This is a genomic window from Nocardia cyriacigeorgica, from assembly GCF_010868145.1.
Taxonomy (GTDB): Bacteria; Actinomycetota; Actinomycetes; order Mycobacteriales; family Mycobacteriaceae; genus Nocardia; species Nocardia cyriacigeorgica_D.
Map to the genome: position 1 here is coordinate 35,005 of NZ_JAAGUY010000002.1, position 16,124 is coordinate 51,128.

12 protein-coding genes are annotated in these 16,124 nt (G+C 66.8%); 2 read left to right on the forward strand and 10 right to left on the reverse strand.

Translation table 11 applies throughout. The features are described from left to right. Positions 1 to 47 precede the first annotated feature (47 nt). The 9 genes from GV792_RS03965 to GV792_RS04005 all read right to left on the reverse strand — a co-directional run bounded on the left by GV792_RS03965 (position 48) and on the right by GV792_RS04005 (position 11,362). A complete protein-coding gene (locus GV792_RS03965) occupies positions 48 to 1,139 on the reverse strand; it encodes an alpha/beta hydrolase (RefSeq protein WP_375154343.1) in 1,092 nt (363 codons plus the stop codon). A gap of 185 nt (positions 1,140 to 1,324) precedes the next feature. Further along, a complete protein-coding gene (gene zomB / locus GV792_RS03970) occupies positions 1,325 to 3,277 on the reverse strand; it encodes a flagellar motor control protein ZomB (RefSeq protein WP_163822669.1) in 1,953 nt (650 codons plus the stop codon). 4 nt (positions 3,278 to 3,281) lie between these two features. Beyond that, positions 3,282 to 4,214: a decaprenyl-phosphate phosphoribosyltransferase gene (locus tag GV792_RS03975; protein ID WP_163822268.1), complete on the reverse strand. Its 933-nt coding sequence runs from the start codon at positions 4,212 to 4,214 to the stop codon at positions 3,282 to 3,284. A gap of 26 nt (positions 4,215 to 4,240) precedes the next feature. Then, positions 4,241 to 4,858, reverse strand: coding sequence for a phosphatase PAP2 family protein (locus tag GV792_RS03980; protein ID WP_175583946.1), 618 nt, complete (start codon positions 4,856 to 4,858; stop codon positions 4,241 to 4,243). Between the two features lie 5 nt (positions 4,859 to 4,863). Beyond that, complete coding sequence (locus GV792_RS03985; RefSeq protein ID WP_163822269.1) at positions 4,864 to 6,798, reverse strand: glycosyltransferase; 1,935 nt, start codon at positions 6,796 to 6,798, stop codon at positions 4,864 to 4,866. Between the two features lie 44 nt (positions 6,799 to 6,842). After that, positions 6,843 to 8,045: a UDP-galactopyranose mutase gene (glf, locus tag GV792_RS03990; protein WP_309138611.1), complete on the reverse strand. Its 1,203-nt coding sequence runs from the start codon at positions 8,043 to 8,045 to the stop codon at positions 6,843 to 6,845. Positions 8,046 to 8,266: 221 nt separating this feature from the next. Then, positions 8,267 to 8,917, reverse strand: a complete 651-nt coding sequence (locus tag GV792_RS03995) for a hypothetical protein (protein WP_163822247.1) — start codon at positions 8,915 to 8,917, stop codon at positions 8,267 to 8,269. Positions 8,918 to 9,052: 135 nt separating this feature from the next. Continuing rightward, the gene (locus tag GV792_RS04000; RefSeq protein ID WP_163822270.1) at positions 9,053 to 9,826 is read right to left on the reverse strand and encodes a MerR family transcriptional regulator; all 774 of its coding nucleotides are present in this window, start codon (positions 9,824 to 9,826) and stop codon (positions 9,053 to 9,055) included. Between the two features lie 81 nt (positions 9,827 to 9,907). After that, on the reverse strand, positions 9,908 to 11,362 hold the full coding sequence (locus GV792_RS04005; protein ID WP_175583132.1) for a SpoIID/LytB domain-containing protein: 1,455 nt from the start codon (positions 11,360 to 11,362) through the stop codon (positions 9,908 to 9,910). Between the two features lie 301 nt (positions 11,363 to 11,663). Between GV792_RS04005 and GV792_RS04010 the strand changes: the two genes are divergently transcribed. Further along, on the forward strand, positions 11,664 to 13,928 hold the full coding sequence (locus GV792_RS04010) for an N-acetylmuramoyl-L-alanine amidase (RefSeq protein WP_163822271.1): 2,265 nt from the start codon (positions 11,664 to 11,666) through the stop codon (positions 13,926 to 13,928). Positions 13,929 to 14,068: 140 nt separating this feature from the next. On the opposite strand, the gene GV792_RS04015 is transcribed toward GV792_RS04010, so the two are convergent. After that, the gene (locus tag GV792_RS04015) at positions 14,069 to 14,908 is read right to left on the reverse strand and encodes an HAD family hydrolase (protein WP_163822272.1); all 840 of its coding nucleotides are present in this window, start codon (positions 14,906 to 14,908) and stop codon (positions 14,069 to 14,071) included. Positions 14,909 to 15,080: 172 nt separating this feature from the next. Between GV792_RS04015 and GV792_RS04020 the strand changes: the two genes are divergently transcribed. After that, a complete protein-coding gene (locus tag GV792_RS04020; RefSeq protein ID WP_163822273.1) occupies positions 15,081 to 16,058 on the forward strand; it encodes an ABC transporter permease in 978 nt (325 codons plus the stop codon). Positions 16,059 to 16,124: the final 66 nt, after the last annotated feature.

Here is a 16,124-nt window from a genome sequence, read left to right on the forward strand (position 1 = left end):
GCCCGGCGCGTTATGCGCGGGGCGGCCTGGTTATCGAGCTGTTGCTATCAGCCGATGTGCGCCGAAAGATCGGGGATCATCCGGTAGACCTCGGACTCCCAGTTCCGCCAGTTGTGCACGCCGACGGGCGGGAAGCTGTAGGTCACGTTGCCCGCACCCAGCGTCATCATGCGGACCTGGAAGGCCCTGGTATTGACCAGTGCCAGCGCCTCGAGCGGCATGCCCTGGACGATGTCCAGCGGCGCGGTGGCGTCGGCAGGGCCGGGCAGGCCGCTACCGGCGGCGATCCAGAGCCGCGTGTTGTTGTCCTTGAGCCGCGGCGCGAACACGAACGGATCCATCCGCAGCCACTGCGGACCCCACGGCGGTGCCATGGCGTCGATGTTGTAGCCGCCCGCGCTCAGCATGGCCATGCGTAGCGCCTCACGCATACCCGGCGCGGAATTGTTCAGGTAACCGGAGTAGGAGCCGGCGAAGCTGAACTGATCCGGGTGATAGGCGGCCAATGTCAGGGCGGCGCTGCCACCCATCGACAGGCCGAAGACACCGTTGTTGTTCGGGTTGAAACCGAGCCGGTCACGCAGCGCCCAGCGCAGGTGCTTGGTGAGGAAGGTTTCCCACTTGTAGGTGTTGGTCTTGCCAAGGGTCTCGGTCCAGCCGGACGACCCGGTCGCCGCGGAGCCGGAGGACGAACCCGAGGACGAGCCCGCCGAACCGGTGTTGAGGCCGAGGAAGTCGCTCGGGCCGTTCCAGTCGGCGTAGAAGCTCGACGGTCCACCCACGGGCATGACCACGTTGATGTTCCATTTGGTCAGCTCACGGACGACCTCGGTCTCGATCTCCCAGCCGTTCAGGTCGCCACGGGCCCGCATACCGTCAAGGGCGTACACGACCCGGCCGGTATTGCCGTCCGCCGCGCGGAAGACGCGGGACTTGATCGGCCCCATCTCCGAGTCGACCCAGAAGTCGATCCCGGCGGGGTTGAATGCCGCCGATGCCGTCGCGCCGGGGCCTGCCACCGACGCCCCGAGCGGTAGCAGCACTGCCAGCGACATGAGCACCGATCGCTTCAACCAGGACCCTGCTCTTCGGACTCCCGGTCGGCCACCGTGCGCTCTGCGCGCGATCACGCCTCGCATGTGTTCTCGGCCTTTCGTCATGCGGCGGGTCGCCGCGTTCTTGGTGCCACCGTGCTCACGCCCACGTTTCGGGTAGAACACGGCGGGGTACCACGGCAGCCTAACCCGTGACCCATGCCGGAGCGTTATCAAAAAGAGACAAAGTGAGGCACGCCGCTTTGTTCACGACGCGCTCGACAACGCACTCAGCGCGGTGGTTGTGGGTAGGGATCGACCAACCCGCAACGCTGGATCTCGTACTTGGGCACCCGATCAATACGGTACTTCGCAAAGCTCAGCGCGTTGCGGAGGTTGTGCTTGAACCGATCCCATGTCAGCTCGTCCCGGTAGGAGAGCATCAGCGCATGGGTCTGTGGGCACGCCATCGCGACCCTGGCCTGAGTCACCCATTTCTCGTCCAGATACCAGGGCATCCACGGCTTCTGGTCCACCATGCCGGTGTCGACGATGACCCAGTCCGGGAACAGGCTCTTGTCGTGGCCGATGCGGCCGTCGTCGAGCCGGTCGGTGTGCGCGGCCAGCGGATAGGCCAGGCCCATCGGGTCGATCACCCGCACGTCCAGCGGGACGTTCATGCTGGTCATGCCCAAATTCAGGAAGTAGACCGTATGCCCGGCGCCGTCCTCGGGGATGGGCTGCGGCGGGGGCGCGACGTACCAGAACATGAACGACGGCGAATTCAGCAGCAGGCCGCCATTCGGATTGGCCATGATGTCGTTGACCATGGGCCGCATCCGGGCGTAGTCGAGGTAATCCTCGGCCAGGATCGGATGGTCGTGGCCGGTGTTGAGCACGTAGTAGACGCGTTCGTCGACGATGCCGGACGAGCTGATCTTGGTACCGGTCGTGATCGCGGTCGTGCCCATGGCGAACAGCGACCACACCACCGTGCCGACGACCGCGAGCGAGGTGACGGCGAAGGCGCCGCTGCTAGCGGAGACCGAGCGCAGCCCGCCCTCGGGCAGCCGCACCGGCAGCACCGCGACGGGGGCGATCAAGCAGAACAGCTGCGACAACAGCATCCGGCCGTGCATGAAGTCACCACCAACGCGCAGCGCGTAGATCGTCAGGATGACGCCGCTACCGAGCATCAGAGTGACGACAGCGCTCGGCGAGCGCAGCCAGGTACGGAACCGGACCGTCCACCGGACGCCTGCCTCCGTCGAGCTCTCCGCGGCCGCGGCCTTGTCGACGCCGACCCGCCCCGCCCGAGCCGCCACGATCCCGGCGACCAGCAGAATCAGCAGCGGCACCCACAGGGAGTACGGGTGGACCAGATCCCACAGATAGGTGAAACCCTGCTCCCATTTGGCGCCACCGGCATCCTTGGCCACCGCGGTGTTCGGGTACGGCAGACCGTAGTAGCCCATCCGCCAGATCTGGTAGCCCAGCGGCAGCAGACCCGCCACCGCGACGATGATCAACCGCAGCACGCTCGGGCGCAGCCGCGATTCGGGCATCGGCGCCAGGAAGATCATCATCAGCGCCAGACCGCCGACCAGAGTCATCTCCGGACGGATCAGCGGGGCGAGCCCGGCGAGGAACACCAGCCCGAACAGGCTCGGCACCCGCACCCGTTCGGCCTGACTCCACCACACCAGCAGCCAGAACAGCAGGCCGAGCCAGGCGATGACCAGGCCGCTCTCCAGACCGGAGGTCACATAGTCACGCGCGGGCGGGACCGCGATGTAGACCAGTGCGCCCGCGGGAAGCAGCAGCGCCGAGGACGTACCGCCCCACAGCCGCGCCGCGCCGAGCATGGCGAATACGATCGCCAGCACCGACAAGGTCATCGCGACGCCGAGCACCACATACTCCAGGCGCGCCTGGGTGAGCCAGCTGAAGAACCAGACGATGTAGGTCCATGCGGTACTTGTGTTGGTTTCGACCCGTTCGCCCGCGTTGAACACCGGGCCGTTGCCCGCGAGCAGATTGCGCACCGTGCGCAGCACGATCAGGCCGTCGTCGGCGATCCAGCGGCGTTGCCAGCCGCCGATCGCGAACAGTGTGGCGGTGAGCACCACCCCACCGACGAATGTGGCCCGGGATAGTCGGGTGAAACGCGAAGCCGGGGCGGTCTGCTCTTCGGCAGCCGCCCGCTCCGCGTATTCGGTTCCGTCCACTCCCGCTACCAGCATCTCGTCAGGTGAGATAGACAGCGACACCTACCGCTCCGATCCAGGCGATTGCGAGGAACTGGAGGATCCGATCCCCCAGTGCGATCTCTTCGGGTTCGCCGGCCTCGCCGCCATCGACGTCGACCGCGTACCGCAGGACTGCGATGGTGAACGGCACCATCGAAATCGCGTACCAGATGGTTTCGTTCTTTTCGCCCTGCTGGAACGCCCACAGACCATAGAAGATCACCAGGCCGGTCGCCGCGAGGGTCCAGACAAAACGCAGGTAGGTGGGGGTGTAATACTCCAGCGACTTGCGGATCTTGGCGCCGGTGCCCAGCGCGATCTGCAGTTCGGCGTAGCGCTTACCCGCCGCCATGAACAGCGAGCCGAACGCCATGACCAGCAGGAACCACTGTGACAGCTCGATATCGGCCGCCGCGCCACCGGCGACGGCGCGCAGCAGGAAGCCCGAGGACACGATGCAGATATCGAGCACGGCCTGGTGCTTGAGTCCGAAGCAGTAGGCGAGCTGGATGCCGATGTAGACCGCCATCACGATCGCGAGCTGCCACGACGCCAGCAGCGAGCCGAGGATCGAACCGGTCAGCAGCACAACGGCCAGCATGTAAGCCAGGTTCACCGGCACCACGCCGGCGGCGATCGGGCGGTACCGCTTGGTCGGGTGGGCGCGGTCGGCTTCGACGTCCATCGAGTCGTTGACCAGATAGATACCGGAAGCCGCCATGCAGAACACGACGAAGGCGATCGCGACGTGCCCGAGGACCGAGGCATCGCTCAGTACGTCGGGGCCCGCGGCCAGTGGCGCGGCGAGCACAAGGACGTTCTTGACCCACTGACGCGGCCGGACCGCCTTGATCAGGCCACCGGCCAGAGTCTTGGGCGGGCCCTTGACGACGGCTTCGGCCAGATCGGCGCCGGTCGGCTCTTCACTCATCTCAACCAAGGCCTTTTCTCGAGCGGTCACTGTTTCCGGGCCCGTCGTCGCTCACGTCGCGAAGCGAGTCGCTTCTCAGTACCGAGCAGCGCGGCAGCGGACGCGGCACCGAGCGCGGAACCGGCGAGCACGTCCGAGGGATAGTGCACCCCGAGAACGACCCGGGACAGCACCATCGGAGGGACGAGCACCGCAGGCAAGGGTAGCCCGGTCAATCGGCCGAGCAACACCGCAGCGGCCGCGGTGGAGGTCGCATGCGAGGACGGAAAGCTCAGTTTGCTCGGTGTCGACACGTTGACCTGCACCGATGGATCGTTCGGACGCGGGCGGCGGACAACCCGCTTGATCACGATCGAGGCCGCGTGCGCGCCGACCGCACCGACCGCGACCCCCGCCCACTGCCTGCGCCGCGGCTTGTCGACCAGCCAGCCCGCGGCAGCGATACCGACCCAGCCGAGCGCGTGCTCACCGAAGTGCGACATCCCACGTGCCGCCGAGACCACGGCAGGATTGCTGCCGATGGTGGCCTGCACAGCGTTGATGATCGCGACCTCGGGCGGGACCTCCACGTATTCGCCGCTGCAGGCGCAGTCGCCACCGCAGCCCTCGTCGACCAGCTCGACCTGGGGCAGGCTCGGGTTCATCGCGTTCACTTCTCGGTTCCGTTCTGACTGACGCCGAAGGTCTTCTCCCATGCCGCTGCGCTGGTCAGCTCGGCATGCGCGGCCCGGTAACGCTGCTGCATCTCCGGGAAGCGGGCCGTGAGCTCCTTGCGCAGCCGCAGCGCTTCTTTGAACAGGGCGGCCGCCTTGCGCGGGTCGCGCTTGCGGTAGACGACGCCGCGGCCGTCGGCGGTCGTCACGGTGACACCGTCGACCTGGGAGAGCAGGAACCACCGTGCATCCAGTGTCGGCACGTTCAACTGCGGGGTCTCGTGGTTGGCCGGATCGGCCTTGCGGAAGTTGTGCACCACGCCCTTGGCCAGGCGCGCCACCTTGGCGAGCGGATTGCCCGGCTCGCCGACCGCACCGACACTGTGGTGGCTGGGCAGCGGCAGTTCCGTCGACGACGGCAGCACCACCGCGTCCGGGTACTCCTTGCGCATCGCGTGAATCTTGCCGAGGGCACTCGGCAGTAGATCGAACAGTCCTTCGGGGCCTGCGAGGAAGTCGCGGATCGCCTCGTTCTGGATCGCGACCGTTGAGTACTCGAGGCACAGCAGGTGCTTCAGGGTGGCCTTGACCGTGTTCACGATCATCGGCTTGCCGTCACCCGGCAGATGCAGCGAGGCGACGACCAGGCGGTTACGCAGGTGGAAGTAGGCCTGCCAGTCGATGGCGTCGTCCTTGTCGGACCACGCCATATGCCACACCGCCGCACCGGGCAGGGTGACGGTCGGGTATCCGGCCACGCGGGCCCGCAAGCCGTACTCGACGTCGTCCCATTTCAGGAACAGCGGAAGCGGCTGACCGATCTCCTCGGCGACCTGACGCGGGATGACGCAGGTCCACCAGCCGTTGAAGTCGACGTCGATACGCCGGTGCAGCAGCTTGGAGTTGTCCCGGTCGCGCAGCGGGTACTTGGAGAAATCGTGGTCGTATTCGACATTCGGCGCGGCGGTCCACATGAAGATGCCGCGGTCGACGACCTCACCCATGGTGTGCAGATGCGAGCGTTCCTGCAGGTTGAGCATCTGCCCGCCGACCAGGATCGGCGATTTGGCGAACCGGGCGAAGGCCAGCGAACGCAGGATCGAATCGGGTTCGATCTCGATATCGTCGTCCATGTAGACGATGTACTGCGCGTCGGTGGTCTTCAGCGCCTCGTACATGACCCGGCTGTAACCGCCGGAACCACCGAGGTTGGGCTGGTCGTGGATGGCGAGCCGATCGCCGAGCACCGCAGCGGCCTCGGCGAAACCGGGTTCGTCGACCACCTTGCGGTTGCCCTGATCGGGAATGATCACGGCTTTCATCTGATCGAGCACCAGCGGATCGGAGCCGAGCGCCTCGAGTGTCTTCACCGCATCGGTCGGACGGTTGAAGGTCGGCATGCCTACCGCGATGCTGCCGTCACCGGGCGCCTCGACCGGGGCGTACCAGCCGCCCGCCAGCAGGGTGACCGCCGTGTCGGTGGTGATGTCGAACCAGATCCAGCCGCCGTCCTCGAACGGAGCCAGCTCGGTCTCGAACTCGACGAACACCGAATCGGTGCCCGGCTCGACGGCGAACTCCCGGCCCTGTACGTGGATGCGGGAACCGTCGGCCTTGGAGCGGTAGACGTCGACACGGCCGTGACCAGCCAGTTCCAGCCGCAGCACCACCGAGCTCAGGATGCTCCATCGACGCCAGTAGCTGGCGGGCAGCGCGTTGAAGTAGGTGCAGAACGACACCTCCGACTCCGCGCCGATCGACAGCGAGGTACGGGTCGGCGCGTGCGCGCGACGGGCGTTGGTCGGCGATTCCTCCAGGTAGAGGGTCCGCACGTCCAGCGGCTCACCCGGCCGAGGCAGGATGATGCGTTGTAGCAACGCCTTCGCTCGGGTCTCGGTCGTCATCTCTTCCAGAATCGGTTGCGAGGTCATTCGTTCCCTGTGGTCGCTTGGCCGGACATGCCTGCTAGGCGCGATTACGCCTGCGCGCTATCGACGAGCGGCGCGCCCGATTCCAGATGCGGCCTGAGCACATTGTCGAACATGCTCAGCGCGCTACCGATGGCCATGTGCATGTCCAGGTACTGGTAGGTACCCAGGCGGCCACCGAAAACGACCTTGGCCGTTGCGGTTTCGTTTTTGGCACGCTCGCGGTAGGCCAGCAGCTTGGCGCGGTCCTCCGGCGTGTTGATCGGGTAGTACGGCTCGTCGCCGGTCTGCGCGAAGCGGGAGAACTCACGCATGATGACCGTCTTGTCCGTCGGGTAGTCGCGTTCGGGGTGGAAATGGCGCGGCTCGATGATGCGGGTGTACGGGGCGTCGGCGTCGTTGTAGTTCATCACCGAGGTGCCCTGGAAGTCGCCGGTGTCGAGGACTTCGGTCTCGAAGTCGATCGTGCGCCAGCCCAGCTCACCCTCGGCGTAGTCGAAGTAACGGTCCAGCGGTCCGGTGTAGACGACGGGGGCGTCCGGGCTGGTGGCGCGGATCTCGTCACGCACGTCGAACCAGTCGGTGTTCAGGCGCACCTCGATGAGCTCGGAGGCGGCCATGTTCTCCAGCCACTTCGTGTACCCCTCCTTGGGCAGGCCCTCGTAGGTGTCGTTGAAGTAGCGGTTGTCGAAGGTGTAGCGGACCGGGAGCCGGGTGATATTGCCCGCGGGCAGTTCCTTCGGGTCGGTCTGCCACTGCTTGGCGGTGTAGTCGCGCACGAATGCCTCGTAGAGCGGGCGACCGATCAGCGAGATCGCCTTCTCCTCGAGGTTCTGCGCGTCGGCGGTCTCCACCTCGGCGGCCTGCTCGGCGATCAGCGCCTTGGCCTCCTCCGGGCTGAAGTAGCGGCCGAAGAACTGCGAGATCAGCCCGAGGCCCATCGGGAACTGGTACGCCTGACCCTTGTGCAGGGCGAAGACCCGGTGCTGGTAGCCGGTGAACTCGGTGAACTGGGTGACGTAGTCCCATACCTTCTTGTTCGAGGTGTGGAACAGGTGCGCGCCGTACTTGTGGATCTCGATACCGGTTTCCGGTTCGGGTTCCGAGTAGGCGTTACCACCGAGGTGATAGCGGCGATCGAGCACCAGCACCCGCTTGCCGAGCTGCGTGGCGGTGCGTTCGGCGACGGTCAGCCCGAAGAAGCCGGAGCCGACGACGATCAGGTCGAAGGGCGATGATGCGACGGTCACGGGAGCCCAGAGTATCGGACTTCGGCGGGAGGTCCCGGCCGAGTCATGGCCTGCGGTCGCGGCGGGCGTTCTGCCACTGCTTTCCCTACATGTACGGCGGGTGATCGTCGACAGGCGGGACCATCGGGATCGCTCATCGTGGTCCGCTGCGACGGACATGTTCGAGCCGCCTATCCAGCGCGGCTCGAACAGACTGCCCCGTCAGCCGGCGGTGGGTCCGCTCACTGGTACGGGTACTGCCCATACATCGGCGCGGCGACAGCCGGTGTGCGGGGGGCGCGGATCCAGCGGCCGGTGGCGCTGAGGGAGGCCAGGATCAGGACGGCGGCCACCAGGGCGAGGTCGATGAACATCGGGCCGACGACGGTACCGATAACGCTGATCGCCCACGCGATGTTGATCAGCGCCAGGACGCTGGCGATGATGACCGTAACGCGGCCGAACTTGGTGCGGCACAACAGCAGCAGGCCGCCGAGCAGCATGAGGAAGGCGATGAAGCCGGTCAGCCACAGCATCATGTCGGCGGTGTTCTGCGTGAAATCGAGGTCGATATCGATATCACTGCGGGAACCGCTGCTGCTGCCGCCGCCCCCACGCCGGCGCGCGCCACTCATCACCGGCGCGCCGAGCTCGTTGGACAACTGCACCGCGCGGAAGACGCCCCAGACATAGAGGCCGCCGCAGATCAGCGCCAGAATTCCTGCCGTGATACCCGTTCCGCCGCTTGCCGATTGCTGCGGCTGGGGCGGCGGGTAGTACCCGGGCGGCTGGCCGTACGCAGGCGGCGCGCCGTATCCGGGTGGCGGCCCGTAGCCGGGCTGCGCGGGGTATCCGGGCTGACCCTGACCCGGATGACCATATGGATAACTCATGGGACTCTCCCCCCTCTCGATGTCGGCGGAACTCTACCGCGCGCCGCCGACAGGCAGCCAGCGGAAGACGCCCGCACGCGGGAGGTTCCCCGTGCGGGCGTCGTCGAAACAACGATGGGTCGGCACCGTCGGCGGCTAGCGGAGGTTGCGCTCCGCGTAGATCCGCATGGCGTCACGGATGAGTTCGGCCGTGCCCGCGCCGTGCACGTCGTAGTTCGCCGCGAATCGCGGGTCGGCGACGTACATCTCGCCGAGGCCGGCGAAATGGTCGGCGCCCGGGCGCTTGCCCTGTGAGCCGCCCGTCACCCAGTCGTAGTGGCGCGCGGTGATGGCCTGCACCTCATCACTACCGGGGTCGAGACCTGCCGCGCGGGCCCTGCCGAAGTCGGCGGCGATATCGAGCTGGGCCTGCTGGAAGGCCTGCTTGTCGGCGGCGCCCAGCGAACGCCACCACCGGTCTCCGCTCTCGTAGGCCTCTTTGCCCCACCGCTCGATGACCTCGTCCTTGTACTGGGTGTGGTCGAACCCGTCGAAAACTTCTGCTGCCACGAGCTTTTCACCTCTTTCCATTTTCTGCAGCGTGGAGTTCACCGACTCGATCCGACGCCGGATCCGATCCTGTTCCTGCCGGAGCAGTTCCAGGTGCGTATGCAGTGCAGCGGTGGTGTCCTGTTGACCCGCGAGGACGTCGCCGATGACCGGTAGGCCGAGGCCGAGTTCTCGCAGCAGCAGGATGCGTTGCAACCGCACGAGGGAATCCTGGTCGTAGTAGCGGTACCCGTTGGTCCCGATCCGGCTCGGCGGCAGCAGCCCGAGCTCGCCGTAGTGGCGCAGCGTGCGACTGGTGGTACCGGCCGCCTTGGCCAGATCCTGAATGGACCATTCACCGGTCCGGGTGCCCGTCCCCATGACCTGACTCCTTCCTTGTCGAGGCGGTGCAACCAGCTTGCAAGTTGACGCTACGTCAAGGTCAAGAGTTGTTTCAGTGTGTCAGGCGCCGCCCGGAGCTCGAGGTACACCGAGGACGTCGGCTTCGCTCGGCAGCTCCGACCAGACCGCCGCACCAGGGGGCTGGACCTCGGGTATCCCGGCAGCCGGAGTGCGCTGTGTGTCCGGCGTACCGGTTGTCGGCGGGGCGGGTTCGGCGGAGGCTGGAGCTCCAGGTGCACCCTGACTTTCGACCGACTCGCCGGGTCCGGTTTCTGTACCGTGGGACGGCTCACTTCCATTCGGCGTATCGGATGTACCGGGCTCCGCGCTGCCGGGCGCGGAGTTGGTCAGGTCCGGAACCAGTTCGAGCAGAGTCGTGAAATCGACGACCTGGGCGCCGAGTGTGGGTGTGTAGATGATGACGCCGTTGCTGTAGAGCCGGTAGATACCCGCGTTCTCCGGCAGGATCATTTCCGGTCCGATCGGTTCACCGACCGAACTCGCCGCGCCGCCGAGCCGTGCGTATTCGACGTCGATCGGGGATTCGGTGTCGGAGGTCCGCGTGCGTGGGGCGGGGCCCGGCGGCGGCGAGCCTACGCTCAACTCGGCAGGCGTCGGGCCTACCTCGAAGGTTTGGATATCGGCGGGCTGGCCTCCGTCGGGCGCGGCGGAGTACTCCGAGCGCAGGATGTGTCCGTCACGCAAGAGCACCATGCCCGCAGTCGAGGCCACCGCGTCCGCGGTGCGCGGATCCTCTTTGGCGGTACCCGGATAGACCTGACAGTCGGTGGTGTCGCAGGTCTGCGCGTAGGGATAGCGCGTCTCGGCCAGCGCATACGACCGGGCCGCGATGGCCTGGGCGCGCAGGGCTTCGACGGCGCCCTTGTCCGCCCAGTTGGCCTGAACTTCGGCCGGGATGACGCCGAGCAGATAGTCCTCGACATCGACCCGGTTCACCGTGCGCGCCGCGCCGCCCTCGGTGGCCACCCCGAGCGAACCGCGATACGCACCGCCGCCGCAGAGGGTCAGGTGTTCGGCGGCCGGCCTGCCGGGTGACGGGTCCACCGGATAGACCCAGGGATCCGCGGTCGAGGTCTGCCACAGCACTTCACCGTCGCACCCGGTAGTGACCACGACATTCGCGCTGCCGTCGGGTAGCGCGGTGAGGTGGGCGGCTTCACCTGGGCCAATGATCCGGCCCGCCACCCGCGCACCCGAGTCGGAGTAGGCGTCGAGGGTCGAATCGTCCTGCGCCATCAGCCGGACGGCGAGGGTGGTCGGGCCGACCGCACCGAGTGTCGCGCCCGGGTAGTAGTGGCCGAGGATCCGGTCGGCTGTCCAGCCGTCTTGCGCACTCTGCAAGGCGCCGTGCTGGCTCATCCCGCGGCCGTGCCCCGGCCCGGCAAGCGGCCTATACACGTCGTCGCCGGTCCACAGCAGCAACGGTCCGGCGGCGAGCAGGGCGGTCGTGCCGACGACGAGAATCGAACTCCGCCTGCCTCGGCGCCGACGCATCGACTGCGGTAAATGCGGCGCTGCCAGCACATTCTTCGCCTTTGACGCAAACTCGGCGCTTGCGCTGTCGTTTCGTTGCGGCATCCGTTCACTCCCCTTGGTTTTCAGGGACCGGACAGGGTTCGGTGCCTGTCGGCATGTCGTTTAGACCGGCCACGATCCGAGAGCTACATTCGAGCACACATAATCCTCAACCAGAGGTTTAGATATGTGAAATTTGTGACTAGTGTGATCCCTGGGACATCTGGACGCAAGCATCGAAAGCACACGGATCACTGGTTCGACCTGATTGGAGAAGCTCGTGCCGTACCGCAAACCGAAACGCTCCTACGTGCTCCCGGTTGTCACCACGCTTGCGGTAGCGGCCCCGCTGGCCACCCTTCTGCCGAGCGACTCCGACTACCGCACCGCCAATGAGGCCCAGCTCGCCGCCGTCCCCGCACAACTGGCCGAGGTCGTGCTGAATTCCGCGCCCGATATCGTGCTGCCGCTGCGTGAATTGACCGGCCTCAACCTGCCCGACCTGCGCCTTTCCGATCTGCGCAAGATTCCGCTTCCGGCCTCGGTTCCGGTGCCGCCCGGCCTTCCGTTACCGCCTGGCATTCAATTACCCAGCGAAATTCCTTTACCCCAGTTCGACTCCGGCCAATCCTCCGCACCGCAGCTGGAGGCAGTTCCAGGGCGCATACCCACCGGTGCGCAATTCATCGCCGATCCCGCCGCAGGCGCGGATCCGAACACCCCGGCCCTCACCCCCGGTGCGATACCCCCGGAACTCATGTCCGAGGTCGGCGCACAGGTCAAAGAACTTTCCCGCGACACGCCGTTCAGTGTCGTCGCCCTCACCGCCGACGACTTGCTGAACACCAAGGCCATGATCCGGGCCAAACAGCCCGACGGCACCTGGGGACCCTGGTACGAGACCGAGCCCATCGATACCGCCGCCGCCGACAACGCCGCGCCGACCGGTACCGAGGGCACCGAACCCATCTACGTCGGCAACACCACCGCGGTGCAGGTCCTGGTGACGCGCAAGCCTGCCGCCGCGCCCGCCGGTCAGCCCGCACCGCAGGACCACGGTGCGCCGATCCAGCCGACGCCCGCCGCCGCACCCGCCGACGACCAGCCGCAGCCCGAACTCAAGGCGGTACTGATCGATCCGGGTCGCGGGGCCATTGATGGCACGCTCGGCGACGTCGCGGCCGCGCTGCCCGGTGGCGGACCGAATGTGATCACCCGCAGCCAGTGGGGCGCGGACGAATCCATCCGCTGCGACTCCCCAACCTACGACGACGGTTTGGGCGGGGTCACGGTGCACCACACCGCGGGCCGCAACGATTACAGCAAGGCCGAATCGGCGGGCATCGTCCGCGCGATCTACACCTATCACGCCCAAACGCTCGGCTGGTGCGATATCGGCTACCACGCGCTGGTGGACAAGTACGGCCAGATCTTCGAGGGCCGTTTCGGCGGACTCGACAAGACCGTGCAGGGCGCGCATGCGGGCGGATTCAACGAGAACACCTCCGGCGTCGCGCTGATGGGCAACTACGAATCCGAGACTCCGGCCACCGCGGCGATCAACTCGGTCGGACGGTTCGTCGGCTGGCGCACCAAGGTCGCCGGGCTCGACCCAAAGGGCTACACCACCATGTATTCCGAGGGCACCGAGTTCACCCCGTATGCCCAGGGGGAAGAGGTGCGGCTGCCGATCGTGTTCGCCCACCGCGATGTCGGCAACACCAGCTGCCCCGGTGACGCCGCTTACGCGATGATGGACCGGATCCGCGATATCGCGGCGGGCGCGCCCGGTGCGTCCGGCAGCACCCCGCCGTCCCGGCAAGTCCAATCCGATGTGGCCGCGCTGGCCAATCTGACCGCCAAACTGCTGACGATGGTCAACGACAACATCATCGCCAAGTACTGGGCCTCGAAGGGTGGGCCGGAGGGCCCGCTGGGTCAGGCCGCGTCCGAACCACTGCCTGCCGCGCACGGCGGACAGTACGCCAAGTTCGTCAACGGGTACGTGTACGCCACTCCTGAAGGCGCGGCGGTCGAGGTGGTCGGCAAGATTCTCGACCGCTTCCTCGAACTCGGCGCCGACGCGGGCGTGCTCGGCTTGCCGCTGGGCAACCCTTACGCCGTGCCCGACGGCCTGCGTGAGGACTTCCAGTACGGCTCGCTGATCCTGAACCAGGTCACCGGCATCGTCACCACTGTCTGGAAGACCTATAACGACACCTACCAGCAGGAGATGAACCGGCCGAACCCGGTCGCGGCACCCGATCCGGCCGTGCCCGGACCCCCGGCCGCCGCTCCTGCCCCGGCGGATGGACAGGTACCGGCTCCCGCTCCCACCGACGTTCCGGCACCGGTCCCGGGGCCTGCACCCGAGGCAGCGCCCGCGCCCGCACCTGAAGCTGCGGTGCCGGCTCCGGAAGCAGCTCAGGCCCCGGAAGCGCCGGCCCCGGCCCCAGCCCCGGACGCGCCGGTCCCGGCTCAGGTCGAGGCGCCGGAACCCGCTCCTGTTCCACCGGCGGCACCTGCTCCGGCCCCGGAAGGCTGACGAACAATCCACAATCGAGGCGCTGACCGCCTCGGTGACCAGGACGCATCGAACCCCGGAGTCGCAACGGTCCGACTGCTCGAGCAGAACGGACCGCCGCGGCGCCGGGGTTCGGTCGCTTCAACAGACTCGGAAGCTACTCAGACCCACCACCGTTCGAGAACCCGCGCCACACCGTCCTCGGCGTTGGTCGTGGTCACCTCATTGGCCGCCGCAAGGGCGTCGGGATGCGCGTTGGCCATGGCGACGCCGCGGCCTGCGAGGGTGAGCATCGGGATGTCGTTGGGCATGTCACCGAAGGCGATGGCGGAAGACGGGTCGACGCCGAGACGTTCGGCGACTGCGACCAGGCCCGACGCCTTCGTGACGCCGGGCGCGGACAGCTCGATCAGGCCGTGGTCGGTGGAGTAGGTGATATCGGCGCGGTCGCCGATCAGGGGAGCCAGTGCCCGCAGCATCTCACCGCTGCGGGCGCCGGGTAGCCGGATCAGCATCTTGATCGCCGGCGCGTCGATCACCTCGTGCCGCGCGACAGCGGTGTCGTCGGGGTTGAGCCAGGCGTGCTCGTATTCGGGTGAGCTGACGAATTGCGGGGTCACCGCGTCGTGCGCGCTGGCGCCGACCCGCTCGGCGGCCAGACCACAGCCGGGCAGCGTCTGTTCGGCGAGATCGGCGATCCAGGCCAGGGTGTCGATATCGAGGGTGCGGCTGGTCAGTACCCGGTCGGCGGCGCTGTCGTAGATGACCGCACCGTTTCCGCATACGCACAGCGGAGCGAAGCCGAGGCCATCCACCACCGGACCGATCCAGCGCGGCGGCCGACCGGTCGCGAGCACGAACGGCACGCCGTCGGCGACCAGCGCGCCGACGGCGGCTTTGGTGCGCGCGGTCACCCGCTCCTCGGGGTCGATGAGGGTGCCGTCCACATCGGAGGCGACGAGTTCCGGCTTCGGCAGATGCAAACGGGTCACCCATTCCATTGTGCTGTCTTTCCTCGTCGGGCGCCTCGCCCCCCGCCTCCAACGCCGAAGGGTTGCCGGGCTCCGCGCATTCGACATTGCCGATGGATGAACACGCAGGTAGCCCGTCGGGCGCGCGCGGCGGCCGGTGGCTCCCTATGATCAGGGGCTACACCAGGACTCGAGGGGACCGATGACCGGCTTTTTGCTACGACGTGCGCTCAACTATGTCGTGCTGTTGCTGCTGGCCTCATTTCTCACGTTCAGCCTCGCGTCACTGACCTTTCGCCCGCTGGACAGCCTGGAGCAGCGCAATCCGCGACCGCCGCAATCGGTGATCGACGCCAAGGCCGCGGAACTGCATCTGGACGAGCCGATCCCGCAGCGCTATCTCACTTGGATCAAAGGCATCCCGCAAGGAGATTTCGGCACCACCCTCTCCGGTCAGCCGGTGAGCGAGGAGTTGCCGCGCCGGGTCGCGGTCTCGCTGCGGCTGCTCATCATCGGTTCGATCATCGGCACCGTGCTCGGTGTGCTGATCGGTGCCGCCGGAGCGATACGCCAATACAAATTCAGCGATTACTTCACGACCATCGTGTCGCTGCTGATTCTGTCGACGCCGGTGTTCCTGCTGGCCACGTTGCTGAAATACGGTGCGCTGGAGATCAATTCGATGACCGGCCAGCAGATCTTCCTCTATACCGGGGAAACCTCGGCCAGCACCATCGAAGGCTTCGGCCCGCAACTGCTCGACCGGGTCCAGCATCTGGTGCTGCCGACGCTGACGCTCGCCCTCGGCGGTATGGCCGGTTACAGCCGCTACCAGCGCAACGCCATGCTCGATGTATTGCAGAGCGATTTCATCCGCACCGCCCGCGCCAAGGGTCTGACCCGCAGCAAGGCCCTCTACAAGCACGGCCTGCGCACCGCGCTGATCCCGATGGCCACCCTGTTCGCCTACAGCCTCGGCGGCCTGATCACCGGCGCGACCTTCACCGAGAAGATCTTCGGTTGGCACGGTGTCGGCGAATGGCTGGTCGATTCGATCAACGCTCAGGATCTGTACGTCGTGGTCACCGTGACCGCGTTCGCGGGTCTGGTGGTGCTGGTATCGGGGCTGTTGTCCGACATCGTGTACGCGATTCTCGACCCAAGGGTGCGTGTGGGATGAGCGTCAGGCCCGAAGGAGGCAGCTTGCGTAACCACGTAGGGCCCGCGAATCCCACCTTGGGGGCAG